The 16,457-nt window shown below is 52.3% G+C and carries 13 protein-coding genes; 7 read left to right on the forward strand and 6 right to left on the reverse strand.

The features are described 5' to 3' along the window. Window positions 1-171: 171 nt before the first annotated feature. From bla to IC230_RS18830, 5 genes are all read left to right on the forward strand, one after another. The gene (gene bla, locus IC230_RS18810) at window positions 172-1,212 is read left to right on the forward strand and encodes a class A beta-lactamase (protein WP_191040593.1); all 1,041 of its coding nucleotides are present in this window, start codon (window positions 172-174) and stop codon (window positions 1,210-1,212) included. Between the two features lie 9 nt (window positions 1,213-1,221). Then, window positions 1,222-1,788, forward strand: coding sequence for a Crp/Fnr family transcriptional regulator (locus IC230_RS18815; RefSeq protein WP_191040594.1), 567 nt, complete (start codon window positions 1,222-1,224; stop codon window positions 1,786-1,788). A gap of 89 nt (window positions 1,789-1,877) precedes the next feature. Next, window positions 1,878-2,240 (forward strand): DoxX family protein, encoded by a 363-nt coding sequence (locus IC230_RS18820; RefSeq protein ID WP_191040595.1) that lies wholly within the window; start codon window positions 1,878-1,880, stop codon window positions 2,238-2,240. Between the two features lie 67 nt (window positions 2,241-2,307). Next, on the forward strand, window positions 2,308-2,721 hold the full coding sequence (locus tag IC230_RS18825) for an EamA family transporter (RefSeq protein ID WP_191040596.1): 414 nt from the start codon (window positions 2,308-2,310) through the stop codon (window positions 2,719-2,721). A gap of 61 nt (window positions 2,722-2,782) precedes the next feature. After that, the gene (locus IC230_RS18830; RefSeq protein ID WP_191040597.1) at window positions 2,783-4,228 is read left to right on the forward strand and encodes a serine hydrolase domain-containing protein; all 1,446 of its coding nucleotides are present in this window, start codon (window positions 2,783-2,785) and stop codon (window positions 4,226-4,228) included. A 235-nt stretch (window positions 4,229-4,463) separates the two neighbouring features. Here IC230_RS18830 and IC230_RS18835 read toward each other — a convergent pair whose 3' ends face one another. After that, window positions 4,464-6,377 carry a S9 family peptidase gene (locus tag IC230_RS18835; protein WP_223860716.1) on the reverse strand — a complete coding sequence of 638 codons (1,914 nt, stop codon included), beginning with the start codon at window positions 6,375-6,377 and terminating at the stop codon, window positions 4,464-4,466. A gap of 330 nt (window positions 6,378-6,707) precedes the next feature. Here IC230_RS18835 and IC230_RS18840 point away from each other — a divergent pair, with 330 nt between their 5' ends. Next, a complete protein-coding gene (locus tag IC230_RS18840) occupies window positions 6,708-7,670 on the forward strand; it encodes an alpha/beta hydrolase (protein WP_191040598.1) in 963 nt (320 codons plus the stop codon). Window positions 7,671-7,866: 196 nt separating this feature from the next. Further along, entirely contained in the window at window positions 7,867-8,652 is a 786-nt protein-coding gene (locus IC230_RS18845; RefSeq protein WP_191040599.1) for a DUF2490 domain-containing protein, read from the forward strand. An 8-nt stretch (window positions 8,653-8,660) separates the two neighbouring features. On the opposite strand, the gene IC230_RS18850 is transcribed toward IC230_RS18845, so the two are convergent. The 5 genes from IC230_RS18850 to IC230_RS18870 all read right to left on the reverse strand — a co-directional run bounded on the left by IC230_RS18850 (window position 8,661) and on the right by IC230_RS18870 (window position 16,358). Next, on the reverse strand, window positions 8,661-9,935 hold the full coding sequence (locus IC230_RS18850; protein WP_191040600.1) for a sensor histidine kinase: 1,275 nt from the start codon (window positions 9,933-9,935) through the stop codon (window positions 8,661-8,663). Beyond that, the gene (locus IC230_RS18855) at window positions 9,932-10,609 is read right to left on the reverse strand and encodes a response regulator transcription factor (RefSeq protein ID WP_191040601.1); all 678 of its coding nucleotides are present in this window, start codon (window positions 10,607-10,609) and stop codon (window positions 9,932-9,934) included. Before IC230_RS18855 ends, IC230_RS18850 begins: the two co-directional genes overlap by 4 nt. 140 nt (window positions 10,610-10,749) lie before the next feature. After that, window positions 10,750-11,070, reverse strand: a complete 321-nt coding sequence (locus IC230_RS18860) for a hypothetical protein (RefSeq protein ID WP_191040602.1) — start codon at window positions 11,068-11,070, stop codon at window positions 10,750-10,752. Between the two features lie 140 nt (window positions 11,071-11,210). Then, window positions 11,211-16,049: an immunoglobulin domain-containing protein gene (locus IC230_RS18865; RefSeq protein WP_191040603.1), complete on the reverse strand. Its 4,839-nt coding sequence runs from the start codon at window positions 16,047-16,049 to the stop codon at window positions 11,211-11,213. 60 nt (window positions 16,050-16,109) lie between these two features. Continuing rightward, entirely contained in the window at window positions 16,110-16,358 is a 249-nt protein-coding gene (locus tag IC230_RS18870) for a hypothetical protein (RefSeq protein WP_191040604.1), read from the reverse strand. Window positions 16,359-16,457: the final 99 nt, after the last annotated feature.

A 16,457-nucleotide genomic window follows, 5' to 3' on the forward strand; every position in this document is an offset into this window, starting at 1 on the left:
GTAGTCAATTAGAACGGAGTCGAACCATTTATTTCGGAATACGTATAACCCCGTTGGGGGCACATGTTTATAGCGATAAAGGCTGTTCTATAAACATTTGACCCCAGCGGGGTCACACTAATTTTACGCCAGATTAATTTTACCAAAACACCACGTACAAACCAGTCAACAATGCACCTTCCGATCAACCTTCTTACGGTTACGTTCCTTTGTTGTTCGCTACTCTCGTTTGCTCAGAAAGCAAAGACGACAAAATCCGCTCCTGCACAACCCGCGTTTACCGTACCGGTTCGACTGGAACAGGAACTGCTACGTCTCTCCAGTCTGTCCGGGGGCAAAGTGGGGGTCTGCGCGACGCATCTTGAGAGTGGACGAACCATTACGCAAAACCCGAAAGAACCGTTTCCGATGGCAAGTTCGTATAAGGTGGCCATCGCTACGCAATTGTTGAGCCGTGTGGACAGTGGCCGTATAACCCTCGCCCAGCTCGTACCGATCACGAAAAATGACCTGCATCCGGGCAGTGGTATGCTAACCGAGCGCTTTGACTGGCCCAACACGACTGACCCCAGTTTGTCGCTGTCGGTCAGGAGTTTGCTGGAACTGATGCTCCTGATCAGCGACAACAGCGCCACCGATATTTGCCTGCGACTGGCGGGTGGACCGGCCGCAGTGAATGCCTGTATGAAACGACTGGGTGTTGAAGGATTACAGGTGAATCGGCCAACGGCCTGGCTCATTGCCGACTGCGTGGGTATATCGATGGATATGAACCTGGCCTGGTCGCCCGCTCGTTACGACTCGCTGTCAAAATTGAATACGTCTGCCATTCGGGAAGCCAGTTACGTAGCGTTTGAGACCGATGTGCGCGATACGTCTACCCCGGAAGCGATGACCCTACTTCTCACTAAATTGTATACCCAGCCCGTTCTGAAACCGGATAGCAAAACCTTACTCCTCGACATTATGCGCCGGTGCGAAACGGGTCTCGCCCGCCTGAAAGGCGCGCTCCCACCCGACACCGAAGTGCTCCATAAAACCGGAACGATTGGCCTGACCGCCAGCGACGTAGGCATCATTACGTTGCCGGGCGATGCTGGACACGTAGCGATTTCCGTCTTTGTCAAATCGTCAAAAAAACCGGGTCCTGTACGCGAACGGACTATCGCCGAAGTAACCCGAACGATATACGATTACTTTCTTTTTCAATGAGTAGTCATTATGAGTAACCCGTTTCTTGAGGTCGTGAGTCAGTTTACACCTTTATCTGCTGGTAGTCAATCGGCGCTGGCAGCGGTTCTAAAGCGACTAGAGCTCGAAAAAGGACACGTACTGGTACGGCAAAACACGGTCTGCCAATGGGTCTATTTCATTGAAAAAGGGCTAACGCGAACGTACTATTACAAAGATGGGAAAGATGTTACCGACTGGCTGAGTGCAGAAGGACAATTTGCGGTGTCAATCAGTAGTTTTATGACGCAGCAACCCGACCGGCGGATTGTTGAGCTACTGGAACCATCCGTACTCTGGGCCATTTCGCACACGGATCTGGAAAACCTCTATCAGCAACATCACGATATTGAGCGCTTAGGCCGTCTACTCGCCAGTCATGGTTTGCTTCTGGTTCAGCAACGCTTCGATGAACTTCATTTTGCTACGGCTTTGGAGCGGTATCGAAACCTGATGGCTCTCAATCCAACCCTTATTCAACGCGTACCGTTGGGCATGATCGCTTCATATTTGGGCATGACTGCCGAAACATTAAGTCGTATGCGGGCGCAGATTTAGACGCTGAACTTTCAGATTTTGACAATTATCAAAGGATAGAGTCTGATTGCCAACCAATTTTGCGGCAGAACGTAAGGATAACAAACGTCATGAATACCGCACTTTGGATCAGTCAGGCTTTTTTAGCCATCGTCTTCGGGTACTCTGGCTGGATGAAATCGACCCGGTCAGCGCCAGAATTAGTGGCGATGGGCCAAACCGGCGTCGAGCATCTGTCTATTCCACTCATTCGGTTTATTGGCCTTTCTGAATTATTGGGGACGGTTGGTTTATTGATTCCCTGGTATACGCAAATCATGCCGATCCTAACGCCTGTTGCGGCTATCTGCCTGGGCTTGATCATGCTCCCCGCCGGTGTGATTCACTACCAACGTAACGAAAAGCGAACCGTTTGGCTGAACGTAACGATCCTACTGCTTTGTGCCTTTGTAGCGTATGGTCGGTTTATGTAAACCAGGTAACCTGTGCTCAAACGAACCAATTCAGTTATGAGATGGTCATTACGAAAACAGTTTGACCATGTGGTGGATTTACGCGTTACTTTCTGCACTGTTTGCAGCCCTGACGGCAGTACTGGCTAAAGTGGGCATTCAGGGTGTTAATACCGATCTGGCAACTGCCATTCGTACGGTCGTTATCGTGCTGGTCGCCTGGGGTATTACGTTCTGGCGGGGTGGCCTCGATACGTTGCCCGCCCTCAGCCGACAGAACTGGCTGTTTCTGATCTTATCCGGATTGGCTACCGGGTTTTCGTGGATTTTTTACTTTAAAGCCTTGCAGCTTGGCAAGGTTTCGCAGGTTGCTCCGGTCGACAAACTAAGTGTGGCCATTGCCATTATCTTATCCGTCGTTTTTCTCGGGGAAGTTCTGACCTGGAAAGCCGCTGTTGGTGCCGCCCTTATAATTGCCGGAACGCTGGTGCTCATTGTTTGACCAGCTACGCTTGTACCTGGCACCCAAATCTGCTATCTTACGGGCTTCTAATTTTGCCTACATGCGTACACCGTTCCTGTTACTTACCGGCTTGTTTGCCTGTTTTTCGGTCTATGGTCAAACCACTTCCAGTCTGCCCGAGAAGATTCGTCAGGTCGAAACTCATCTGTTACCGATTCTCATCGTGGAGGGTGATACGGCCTCCCAGTTTTCGCTTGAAGCTCGGATGAAGCATTACAAAGTGCCGGGGGTTAGCCTTGCCGTTATCCGAAACGGAAAAATTGAATGGGCCAAAGGGTACGGCTTTGCGGATCAGGAAGCCAACCGCCGGGTCGATACAACAACCTTATTTCAGGCCTCATCGATTAGCAAACCCATCGCTGCGCTGGCTGCGTTGCACTGGGTCGAAGCAGGTAAATTTGCCCTGGATTCGAACATCAACAACTACCTGAAAGACTGGCAGGTTCCCGACAGCCCGCTTACAGCGACCGAGAAGGTAACGCTACGTCGGTTGATGACAAACACGGCTGGCCTGACGGTTCATGGTTTTGCCGGGTACCCCAAAGGTAAATCCGTACCTACGCTGATTCAAATCCTGAACGGCGAAACGCCCGCCAACTCACGAGCGATTCAACTGGACACCATCCCTGGTAAAGTCAATCGAAATCCGGGCGGTGGCTATGTGGTTCTGCAAAAAGCAATGATCGATCAGGTTGGTAAACCCTTCCCGGAAATCATGCAGGAAACTGTCCTGGCGAAACTCGGGATGACGCGTAGTACATATGAGCAACCACTACCGGCCAAACTCGATTCGATGGCGGCTACCGCCTACACATCCTACGGAACCCCGGTCAATGGTTCCTGGTACACGTATCCGGAAATGGCAGCGGCTGGCTTGTGGAGTACTCCATCCGATCTGGCCCGTTACGTTATCAACGTACAGCAGTCGTTACAGGGAAAATCGAACAAAGTGATATCGAAGCCGATGGCGAAACAAATGCTCACCAAACATTTGGGAAGTATGGGACTCGGACCTGCGCTACGTAACACCGGCGACTCGCTCATTTTCAGTCAGAGTGGTGGCAATCAGGGCTTCCGGTGTTTGTTTATGGCTCATGCTACGAAAGGCGATGGGGTGGTTATCATGACCAATGCCGACAGCGGCCTGGAACTGGCGCAGGAACTACTCAATAGTGTTTCGGCTGCCTATAAGTGGGATTTCAGCACACCGAAACGAATGAAGAAAGCGAACCTCTCGACCGCACAGGTTGAGCAGGTGCTGGGCAACTACCGCCGTGATCGGTACATTTTCGAAGTAACTCAGACAGATGGTAAACTCTACGCCAAGCCCCGTTGGGAAGAAGAATCGCGGGAAATGATTCCGGAGGATAAAGCCCAGTTCATTATGCGCGACGGTCAGCGCGCCGAGTTTATCTACGACAGCAATTCGAAGGTAACAGCTGTCAAATTGTTTGGGAATGTGATCTTTACAAAAATGTCGAAATAACCTATAGAATCTGTTTGACTTAGTGAGGGCAGGTTCTTAAACCTGCCCAGGGCGGTTTCTCAAAACCGAACCATTACAAAACGCTCGGTTTTGAGAAACGCACTGGCGGACCATCCTCACTGAATCAGATTGACAAACGACTCGGGAGCCCCGCTGACTCCACGAAACGGGTGGAATTGACTAACCCAGACACAGTCATAAAGACTCTGTGAGTTGAGTTTTTCGAACGTCATCCTCACTGCCCCGGTCCTTTCAGGTATTTATCCAGAAACTCGCGGACGGCTTTATAGGCGGTAATCTCGTTTTCCTTTTTCACAAACCCATGTCCTTCGTTTGGGAAGGTAATGTACTCGACGGGCACCCCATTTTTCTTCACGTTGGCCACAATCTCGTCGGACTCAATTTTCAGCACGCGCGGGTCATTAGCGCCCTGAATGACGATTAGGGGCTTTTTTATTTTATTTGTGTGAAACAGTGGTGACTTGTTGTACAGCGCGACCGAATCCGCTTTGGGATGCCCGATCTCCTTGAACATCGCATCCCGCTGAGGCCCCCACCATTCGGGCATGCTGTTCAGTGTACGGAGCCAGTTGGCCACCCCAAAGATATCGACACCGACGGCAAACTCATCGGGCGTAAAGGCCAGGCCTGCCAGTGTCATGTAGCCCCCGTACGATCCGCCCATAATACCGATTTTAGACGGATCAACGTACCCAGTTCCAGTCAGAAACTTCTTCGACTCCACGCAATCTTTCAGGTCAGCGTCGCCATGTTTGCGGTCGTCGGCCGCATAAAACGTTTTGCCATAGCCCGAGCTGCCCCGGTTATTCACCGCCAACACTACGTATCCACTGTTTACCAGGTATTGGACCAACGGCGAATAACTCAGTCGGGTCTGGCCGCCCGGTCCGCCGTGAATCGACAGGATGGCCGGGAGTTTATCGCCTGCTTTGGCCTCTTTTGGTTTGAACAGCAGCGCTGGGATCTCCATGCCATCGAACGATTTGTAGCGAATCACTTCACCCAACACCAGGTCCTCGGCGTTGATTTCGGGATTTAAACTACGAACTAACGGCGTCGCTTTGCCAGTCTTGAAGTCATACGAATACAAGGTTGAAGGCGAATTGGAACTGTTCACGTAGAATGTCATTCGGCCTTCGCTGTCAGCAATGTTTACACCGGTTACGTCCCCACCGGGTAGTGCGGGTAATTTAACCGCCTGATTGGTACGGGTATCAATGATTTTCAGCTCCGTGCGCGCATCATTATTCACCGACAACACCCGGTACTTACCACGATACGACAGGTAATCACCCATAATATCCCAGTTCGCTTTATCGAGTACGGTGCTCTGCCCCGTTGCCAGATCATAGGCTTTTATGTACGAAAATTCATTTCCGTCATCGGTCGATATCAATAGTTTCTTCCCGTCGGGCGTAAATCCGGCAGACCCATTATTCACATCGCCTTCGTGTTTTGTCAGCAGTTTGGTTTCCTTGGTCTGGGTGTCATACAGATACGTATCGCTGTTACTGGTCGTCATGGTTTTCGTCAGCGATACGTAACGTTTATCGGGTGATACGTCGCTGGGCAGAAAACCACCGGGATTTTCGAAAATCAGTTTCGGTTTCATGGTGGCTAACTCCATTTCGAAGAGATCAAACGCGGCCCGGTTGCGCTGATTCGACCCGTAGAAAAAACTCTTACGGTCGTGACTTAATCCACCAAACTGATATTTTGCTTTTTCGCCGGGTGTCAGGTCCGAAATAGCCCCGTCTTTTTCGCGCAGATAGATGTGCGTCAACTCATTGCCACCCTGGTCGCTGCTGTAGAGTATTCGACCGTCGGGCAGGTAGCCAATCGCGAAAATAGCGTTGGTTTTCGAGCTGGTCAGCTGCTTCGGCTGGCCACTGCCATCAAACGGAATCTCGTACAGATTGAACACGCCATCCTGATTACTGCTGAACAGGACCGTCTTTTCATCGGGCGAAATGTCGCTGCCACCAAAGCGAATGGTTTTCATAAACTGCTCGATGGTGTATTTGCGAACCGCATTCGGCTTAGGAGCTGGCCCCGCCAGAATCGTTACGTTAACACTCACTGAAACGCCTAGTGCCAACAGTGTTTTGGAGTTGAAGAGAAATTTCATAGACAAACGAAATACGAAGGGATAAATGGGTTTAACGGATCGTGTGTATATATCGAAATCGATGTCACCCAAAGTAGACATTAATTTTTAAAAGAAGCGGCTGTCAATGAAGTTTTTACGAAGGAATTGAGCGAAAGGTAATTGTCTTACACGCCTTACCCGAAGCAGCATTTTGTCAGTTCAGATCGCTGGTTGCCTGGTTAAGACGCTGAATTCATCAGTTCATCCAGGCTTGGGTTTTTCACGGCGACCAGACACGGTTATTTTGCGCTAAGGATGTCAACTTCATCAACAAACGTGTCTGTCAAAAAGCCTATCCACACCCTAAATATGCCTACTTACCGTCTTTTTAGCCTCATCTTTCTGGCAATCAGCTCGTGGCTGACTGCTACGGCGCAAACGTCAGAGCTTCCCCTTCATCTGTTTTCGTACGATAAAACGGCTCCACTTGCGTTTACAGACTCCCTTATTGGTACGCAACAAGGTGTTCATATTCATAAGGTCAGCTATGCGAGTCCCGTGAAAGGGCGCGTATCGGGTTTGCTGTTCATACCATCGGTGAAGGGGCCTTTTGCGGGGATTTTGCTTCAGCATGGCGCGCCCGGAACGGCTATGAATCAGACGCCACGCGGGGTGTATCTGGCGCGTCACGGCGCGGTGGTACTGGCAACCAATGCGCCATTCGCCGAACGAGGTGGTGACCCCATTCAGTTTACGCCTGCCGACAGTGTTGAGCAAGTTACCTACATGATCAATCTACAACGGGCCGTCGATTTGCTGATCAGCCGTCCAGACGTCGATCCGAACCGGCTGGGCTACGTTGGTCGTAGTCATGGGGGCGCAATGGGTGCCTTGTTTGCGGGTATCGAGCGTCGTCTGAAAACCTACATTTTAGTCGTAGCTGATGGCGGCCTCATCGCTCACTTTAGCTCTGAAAAGGGCGAATTAAGCGATCAGGTGCCGCTTACATGTGAGCAACGAAAACGCTGGATAGCGGCCATGCAACCCATCGAACCGATTCGATACATTCATCGAGCTGCGCCCGCTTCCTTATTTATGCAATCCGCACGGCAGGACGAAGCCGTTTCGACATTTGCGGCCGAACAACTACAAAAAGCGGCTCCAGCCAATAAAGTTATAAAGTGGTATGACGCTGGACATCGGTTAAATACACAGTCGTACATTGATCAGTTAGCCTGGTTTCATGATCAATTAGGGACAACAGCCCCCGGACCAGATGACCAGAAAGGACCAGATTTCCCCGATGCAGCTGCGCCTAAAAAGAATCCGTAGTTGAGTTAATTACCTCTTTCCGCATAAGCTTCTTCAGCTATCCTTGCAATCGGGTATCTGACGAAACGCTGTCTAATGTTACGGAATTGTTAACAAACCAATTTGATAGATTACCAAATTATTAACTCTGCGAATCTAACCATGACGGCTTCTTAACATCCTCTACTTTTGTGGCGATCTATTCCGTTTCGCCTTCGTGAACCGCTTCCGTTTTGTTATCAGCCTGACCGCTCTTCTGTCGGTTTATACTTTATCTCACACGTTCGCTCAAACATCGCTGACCTCCCCCACACCCTGGGGATCGTGGCTCATTGGTACGGTTCAGCTACCGGGAGGTGAGAAAAAATGGGGTGGTTTTGCCGAAGTACAGGCTCGAAGCAACGCCCTGTTCAGCCAGTATTTTTACAATGAACTGAAAGGTGGCGTTAGCTATGATATTGATAAAAATTTCACCCTGATGGTAGCCGGTGGGCGGTACGCTACGTATGACTACCAGGATCTGTCGACGGGTCCGCTCAATACGGAGAAACGTTTGTGGGAACAGCTGATTGTCAATCAATACCTGGCGCGGTTGAAATTTGAACACCGGTACCGGGTGGAGCAACGATGGTTTACGTTTCGCGACGGGTCGCAGCCGTTCCGGAACCGTATTCGTTACCGACTGAATATGTTTGTGCCGCTCAACAATCGAACGATTACCGATAAAACTTTCTTTCTATCGGTCTACGATGAGATTTTCCTGAATCCAATCGGTCCGACGTTTGAACGAAATCGATTTTTTGCCGGGGTTGGCTATCAGCTCGATTCGCATTGGATTCTGCAACTTGGTGCCGTCAATCAGACGAATTACAATCCCGCTACGTTCGAAAGTGGCGTCTTCACTCCCCAACTGGCCTCCGGTAAGTATAACGTAGTGATCGGCCTGACGTATCGATTAAAACGGCCTGGCAATTCAGAAAAGTTACCATCGCAGCCCGATTAGCGAACGGATCAATGGTATTCGTCGGATCGGGTAATGCAGAATTGGTGGATACCGGCTGTTTCCTGATAGGCAATGCGTAAACCATAGCTATCGCATATCTGCCGGACAATCGCCAGTCCTAAACCAACCGAATCAGGACCAGTGCTTTCTTTTTTGAACCGTTCAAATAGCCGCTCAGGGTCTGATGAAAGGTGCCCGCCCGTGTTACTCAGGCACAATTGATCAGCATTTGAGGTCAATTCGATGCGACCCTTCGGCTGGTTGTGACGGATGGCGTTGCTGATCAGATTCGTTACCAGACTGTCAGCCAGTGCGCCCGGTAACTGCACGTCGAAAGGCGCTGTTGTCTGTACCTGTACCGACAAGTGCTTAAACAACAAAACTTCTTCCATATCGGTCAGTTTTTCAGCCAGCAGGTTTGACAAGTCAATACTCTGGCTATCGCTGAATTGCCGATTTTCGATTTTAGCCAGCAGTAGCAATCCCTGATTGAGTCGGGAAATCCGTCGGGAAGCCTGGTATATGGTTTCGATCCATTGCGTCTGGGTTTCGGACAGTTGTTCGGTCTGGATGAGCTGCTCTACTTTGGCGTTGATGAGTGCCAATGGCGTTTGCATTTCGTGCGACGCATTCTCCGTAAATTCCTTCAGGCTCCGGTAATCCTGCTGCATCTTAGCGGCCATTTTTTGCAGTACGTCGTTCAGCTCATTGAATTCCGTGATTTCCGGCTTATCCAGCTCCAGAGACGTATCGCTGCTAAGATCGAATCGTTTGATGCGTGAGAGCGTATCGTAAAACGGATGCCAGAGTTGACCCGACAATTTTCCCTGAAACCAGAACGTACCCAGCAGCAGCAACCCCAGAAACAGAATCATGGTGACTGTAATAACTTCGATGAGCCGGTACGTCTGAATCAGGGACTTACGGATTTCAACCCGATGCATTCGGCCCTGAATCGGCTGATAGAACGTTAACTGACGGAACGGAATCAATTCATCATCGTAACGGTTCCGAATCAGCGTGTCCGTGAACACTTCCCGAAACGGCTCCGGCCGACCTACCGGAACCACGTCAATTTTATTCTCGACGAAATACGGAATGGTTGACCAGGTATTATGCGCCCGAACGTACGCGTCAAAATCCCGTCGTTCGACCCGTAGCCGATTCTCGACCTCATCATAAATCAGCAGCCGGACGATCTGGTAGAACGCCAGCGCCGTAAGCAGATAAACGACCAGCGAAAACGCCAGGTAAATGCGGTTGGTTTTGGCGAGCAGTTTCAAGGCTGACTGAATTTATAGCCGATCCCGTAAATCGACTGAACGTAGTCGGCAGACCCTTTTTCCAGCAATTTTCGGCGCAGATTCTTGATGTGCGAGTAGACCATATCGAACGAATCGGCCGAGTCGATGTTGTCGCCCCAGAGGTGTTCAGCGATTGACGCTTTGGTCAGTGCTACGTCCACATTGGACAAAAAATAGAGTAACAAATCATATTCTTTCCGGGACAGGGTCGTCGGTTGCCCGTTGACGAACACCTTACGGGTATGGGGCACGACCGTGATTTCCCGAAACTGAATTTCAGTATGTCCGCCAAACTGCCTCCGGCGTAGAAGCGACTTCACACGCGCGTTCAACTCCGACAGATGAAAGGGTTTGGTCAGGTAATCATCTGAACCGATTTCCAACCCTTTTAGCTTATCTTCCAGCGCGTTACGTGCCGAAATAATGATAACCCCCGTTGTGGCAATCAGTCGCTTCAGGGTTTCGATCAGTTGAAAACCATTACCGTCGGGTAACGTCAGATCAACAATGACACAGTCATAGGTATACAGGTGTATTTTCTCGTCAGCTTCCAGCAACGTAGCCGCTGTTTCGCAGACGTAGCCATCCTTCGCCATGTAGTCGATAATACTTTCCGCTAATCCCTTTTCATCCTCTACAACCAGTACTTTCATACCTTTATCAGCTTACGTAACGGCTAAAGTAATGGGCAATGTTGGAAAGATTTGGGATGATAAAACATAGATCCGCAGAGAACTCAGCGTTTTTATGACTTATGCCCGTTGCGTTCTCTGCGGCCCTATGTTTACATCGTTCAGTAGCCTTCGTCGGTGACCAGGTAATAATTTTTTTGCTGAGTCGACTGATCTTTGGTCTGGATCGTAACGGTCAGCAAGCTAACGTGCGTATAGGCATTGTACGCGCTGATGTCACTGTCGGTAAGTTGCTGATTCTGCTGGGAAGCCTGTTCCTGAAGAAAAGTCAGAGCCTCTTCCTGAGAATCGAAACTGCCCAATAGATTTCCCAGATCAAGTGTAGGTTCCTGATCAGGCAACTCACCCGTGGTGCTGGAAATAGGCGATTCAATGCTCTCTGATGAAACAGCTTCAGGAGCTTCATATAACTCAATGGTCATATCACTTAAGCGTTTTGTCTTACCAATTAACTCGTTACAGCTCGTTTTGATAGATGAATTTTACACATAGACCCTAAAAAACAACGCTATGGATTCTAATTAGTTAGAACCCATAGCGTTGTTTTTTCATGAACAGCTTATTACTGTTGGAAGTATTCGATCTTGTCGGCGTCGAGGTTGTTGTTGGCCCGCTCTTCACCACCGCTGCCCCCCAGCATCGTACAGCTCACCGTCAGACTGCCCGAACTGGACCCCGCGCTGAAACGGCCCACCAGACCCACGCTCAGCCGGTCGCCCGCTGGAACGGGCTCCGTGGTCGTCAGCGTGTAATACCCATTCAGCGGACCACTTAACTGCCACACCCGGTTGGTCACTGCGCGTCCGCCCATAGTCGTCGCGTCAGCGGGCAAACTCAAGCTCAGTTTGGCGTCCTGGGTGATGCGCAGGGTGATCAAGCCGTTACTGGCTACCCCATTCTGTTCCACCACATCGACCACCACACTCATATCGGTGGTTCCGTACATAAGTGTCGGACGGGCGTACAGCAGCGGAATCAGGTCCGGCATTAGTCGATTCACCGTCAGGGTGGCCAGCGTGGAGGTTGTTGAGCAGACACCACTGCTGACCACTACCCGATAGGTCTGCCCGCTCAAGGCCGTGGTGGTGTTGGCGATGCTGAGCGTGGCCGAGCTGACTCCGGCATACGTGGCATCGTTGGTCAGATCGACAAAGCCGCTGCCTGAGTCAAGCTGCCACTGGTAGCTCAGTCCACTGCCGTCGGCGCTCACGCTGAAGCGAGCCGTCTGGCCCGCGGTGAGGCTCACGCTAGCGGGTTGAGCGGTAATATTGATGGGCGAAGAGGCATCGGCAACGGTCGTGGAAGCTACGCTGCTACAGCCATTGGTACCGATCACCGTGACGGAATACACGCCCGCACTAGATACCTTGGCCGTCGGTCCAGTTTCCACCTGGGTAGCCCCGGCACTGAACTGATAGGTAGTGCCGCCTGAGGCCGTTAAGGTCACACTGGTTTTAGCGCAGGTCAGCGGCCCATCGTTATTCATACTCGCCAGAGGAGGTTTCTGATCGGCCGTGACGGTGGTGGAGGCCACCTGGCTACAGCCGTTGGGGCCAAGGGCCGTCACCGAATACTCACCCGGTGTACTCACCGTGGCCGTGGGGCCGTTGCCGATCAAAGTGGCTCCCGAGCTAAAGACATAGGTAAAGTCAGGCGTAAGTACTTTCTGAGCCGAAGCGGTCAGCGTGACGCTGGTGGTGCTACAGGTCAGGCTGCCACTAGCGATCAGACTCACCGTCGGTAGAGCCTGATCACCGATCACTGTTACGGTGGCTGTGCTCGAACAGCTGCCGGTCGTGGCCGTCACCGAATAGGTACCGGCTACATTGACCAGAGCCGTACCCGAAGCCGGATCACTACTGACCACGCCCGGACCACTGAAGGCATACGTAGCACCACCCGTGGCGCTCAGCGTTACCTCACTTACTGAACAGTTCAGACTGCCACTAGCGACCAGACTCGCTACCGGTGGGATAGTATTACCCGTCACCGTCGTCGACGCTACGTTTGAACAGCCGTTCTCGCCAAGGGCCGTCACCGAGTAGATACCCGCCGTGGTGACGGTGGCCGATGAGCCATCTCCCGTGGGCGTGGCCCCATTGCTGAACACGTAGGTGAACAGCGTAGGAGCCGCCTGACGCAGCGAACCCGTGGGCGTCACCCGATTGGGGGCAAGCCGGGCCTGCGCGCTCAGAGTTACCGTGGGCTGATCGCAGCTGAGCGGACCATCATTAGCCAGGCTCACCTGGGGAGAGTCCGTGTTTTGTCCAACAACCGTAGTGCTAGTGGCCGTGCAGCCATTGGCCCCTGTAACCGTCACCGAATAGCTTCCCTGGGTGGTGACCGTGGCGGTTGATCCATCACCAAAGGGGGTAGCCCCGGTACTGAACTGATAGGTAGTGCCACCAGCGGCTGTCAAGATTACACTGGTTTTGGTACAGGTCAGCGGCCCGTCGTTATCCAGACTGGCGGTGGGTGGGGTTTGATCCCCTGTCACGGTGATGGAGGCCACCTGGCTACAGCCGTTGGGGCCAATGGCTGTCACGGAATACTCACCCGGTGCACTCACCGTGGCGGTAGGACCGTTGCCGATCGGAGTGGCGCCTGAACTGAAGACATACGTAAAGTCGGGCAGGATTACCTTCTGAGCCGAAGCCGTCAGCGTCACGCTGGTCACCGAGCAGGTCAGGCTGCCGCTAGCCACCAGACTCACGGTGGGTAGCGCCTGATCACCCATCACCGTTACGGTGGCCGTGCTGGAGCAACTGCCGCTGGTGGCCGTCACTGAGTAGGTGCCCGTTGTATTCACGAGAGCCGTACCCGAAGCCGGATCGCTGCTAACCAAACCCGGACCGCTGAAGGCATACGTAATGCCACCCCCCGCCGTCAACGTCACGCTGCTTACCGAGCAGGTCAGGCTGCCGCTGGTTACCAGACTCGCCACGGGTGGCGTGGTGCTGCCCGTGACGGTGGTGGAGGCCACACTCGAACAGCCATTTTTGCCGACAACTGTTACGGAGTAAACGCCTGCCGTGGTCACCAGGGCCGTTGAGCCATCACCGTTGGGAGTGGCCCCCGTGCTGAACTGTTGCACGGAGCCGCCCGAGGCTGTTAACGTTACACTACTGACTGAACAGTTCAGGGGGCCATTGTTGGACAGAATCGCACTGGGCGCACTCACATCCTGGATGACGGTGGTAGAGGCCACACTCGAGCAACCATTGGCCCCAATGACTGTGACCGAATAATCGCCGGGCGAGCTGACCGTCGCCATCGATCCATTCCCCGTCGGCGTAGCGCCTGCACTGAATCGGTAGCTCGTGCCGCCTGATGCCGTCAGTGTGACGCTGGTGGTCGAGCAGGTGAGTACGTCATAATTTTCCAGGCTGGCCGTGGGTGGCGTTTGATCGCCGGTCACTGTGACGCTGGCCGTGCTGGAGCAACTGCCGGTCGTCGCCGTCACCGAGTAGGTACCCGCTACGTTAACCAGGACGGTGCCCGAGGCTGGATTACTGCTGACCACGCCCGGACCGCTGAAGGCATAGGTCGTGCCCCCCGTAGCGGTCAACGTTACGTTAGTATTGGTACAGGTCAGACTGCCACTAGCGACTAGACTCGCCACGGGTGGCGTGGTGCTGCCCGTGACGGTGGTAGAAGCCACCTGGCTACAGCCGTTGACCCCTGTGGCCGTTACCGAGTAGATGCCCGCCGTCGTAACCGTAGCTGTGGGGCCGTTATTGATCTGGGTAGCACCCGCACTGAAGCGATAGCTCATGCTGGGCAGGGGGGATACCTTTTGGGCCGAAGCCGTCAGGGTAACGCTCGTATTGGTGCAGGTCAGGCTGCCACTGGCCACTAGACTCACCGTCGGCAAAGCCTGATCACCCGCTACCGTCACCGTGGTGGTGCTGGAGCAACTGCCGGTGGTGGCTGTTACCGAGTAGGTACCCGCTACGCTAACGATGGCGGTGCCCGAGGCTGGGTTACTACTGACGATGCCCGGCCCACTGAAGGCATATGTATTGCCCCCCCCCGCCGTCAACGTCACGCTGCTCACTGAGCAATTCAGGCTACCGCTGGTTGCCAGACTCGCCATGGGCTGGGCGGTGACATTTAGCGCAAAAGCGGTAGACGTAACACTTTGCCCACCTGACGTAACCACAACCGAGTAGCTGCCCGCGGCTGACGGTTGCACATTGCTTAGGGTGAGCGTAGCACTGGTTTGCCCGGTAACGGGTGAACTCAGATTGTCTTTGTACCACTGGTAGGTGATGGCCTGCGTAGCTGTAGCACTAACCTGGGCGGTCACGGTACTCCCCACGCATACGCCCGAACTGGCTGCGGGTTGACTCACGATGACGGGTGCTGGTGTGGCTAAAATGTACTTCTGGACACGGTGATTATTCTGATCGGCTACATGCATAGTGCCTGAGCCGTTTGCAAATACACTACTTGGATTTCTAAATTGATTAGCCGCCGATCCCGCGCCGTTGCCCCCCGCTACGGTAGTACCCTCAGTGGCCGAAGTCGAGTTGGAGGGGAATTTCTGGACACGGTTATTGTTAAAATCCGCAACATATATATTGCCCGAATTATCTACAAATACATAGTATGGTGTATTTAGTTGATTAGCCGCTGAGCCCAGTCCGTTGCCCCCCGCTACGGTAATACCATCAGTGACTGAAGTCGAGTTGGAAGGAAACTTCTGGACACGCTGATTAGCCTGATCGGTTACGTATATAGTGCCTGAGCCGTCCACAAATACGCTGCTCGGACGATTCAGTTGATTAGCCGCCGATCCCGCGCCGTCCCCCCCCGCTACAGTGGTACCCACAGTGGCCGAAGTTGAGTTGGGAGGAAACTTCTGGATACGGTGATTATAATAATCTGCGACATACATGTTGCCTGAACCATCCACAAATACACAATATGGATAAGACAGTTGTCCGCTGCTACCCACTACAGTGATACCCTCAGTGGCCGAAGTTGAGTTGGGAGGAAACTTCTGAATACGGTTATTATACATATCCGATACATACATATTGCCCGAGCCATCCACAAACACGCTGCTTGGTGAGTCCAACTTATTAGCCGCCGATCCCGCGCCGTTGCCCCCCGCTACGGTAGTACCCACAGTGGCCGAAGTTGAGTTGGGAGGAAACTTCTGGATACGGTGATTACTATAATCCGCGACATACATGTTGCCCGAGCCATCCACAAATATACCTCTTGGATAATATAGCTGATTAGCCGCGGGGCCTAGTCCGTTGCCACCAGCCGCAGTCGTGATCTGCTGAGCTTGCGTTAAACGAATACTAGCCAGCAAGAGCAGTACCCCCAACAGCCACAGACGGTTACCGAAACGGGGTGGATAAATTGATTGGGTAAAAAAAGTGTGCATAAGCAGATTTGGTTTTAAATAGGAAATAAATTCAAGGTGATATCGTGGTTGTCGCTACGCTTAGGGAGTGTTGGTTCGCAGTCGCGTCATAGAGTCGCTGGTGAGCTGGGCGTTGATTTGGGTGAGCTTATTCCGTTTCCGTATACGCTTATTTTTGGGCTCACAGGCAATACGGTTCTTCCCCGTTAGTGTATAGGTCGTGGACGTAGTCGTGTGGTTCGGACTGGTGAGGACGTTTACATTCAGTCCGTTTAGCCACAATAAATAGCTGAAGAGTATCCACAGAACACAGTAGGTAAGTAGGCGCATAAAGAGGTTGAGATAACGTAATGATTAATCAACTCCTGGATTGATGTCAGACCAGGGGGCCGCCATCCACCGACCACACCCGTGACTGGTGCAGCCGGT

It is taken from the genome of Spirosoma validum (assembly GCF_014699035.1).
In the GTDB taxonomy this organism is placed as follows: domain Bacteria; phylum Bacteroidota; class Bacteroidia; order Cytophagales; family Spirosomataceae; genus Spirosoma; species Spirosoma validum.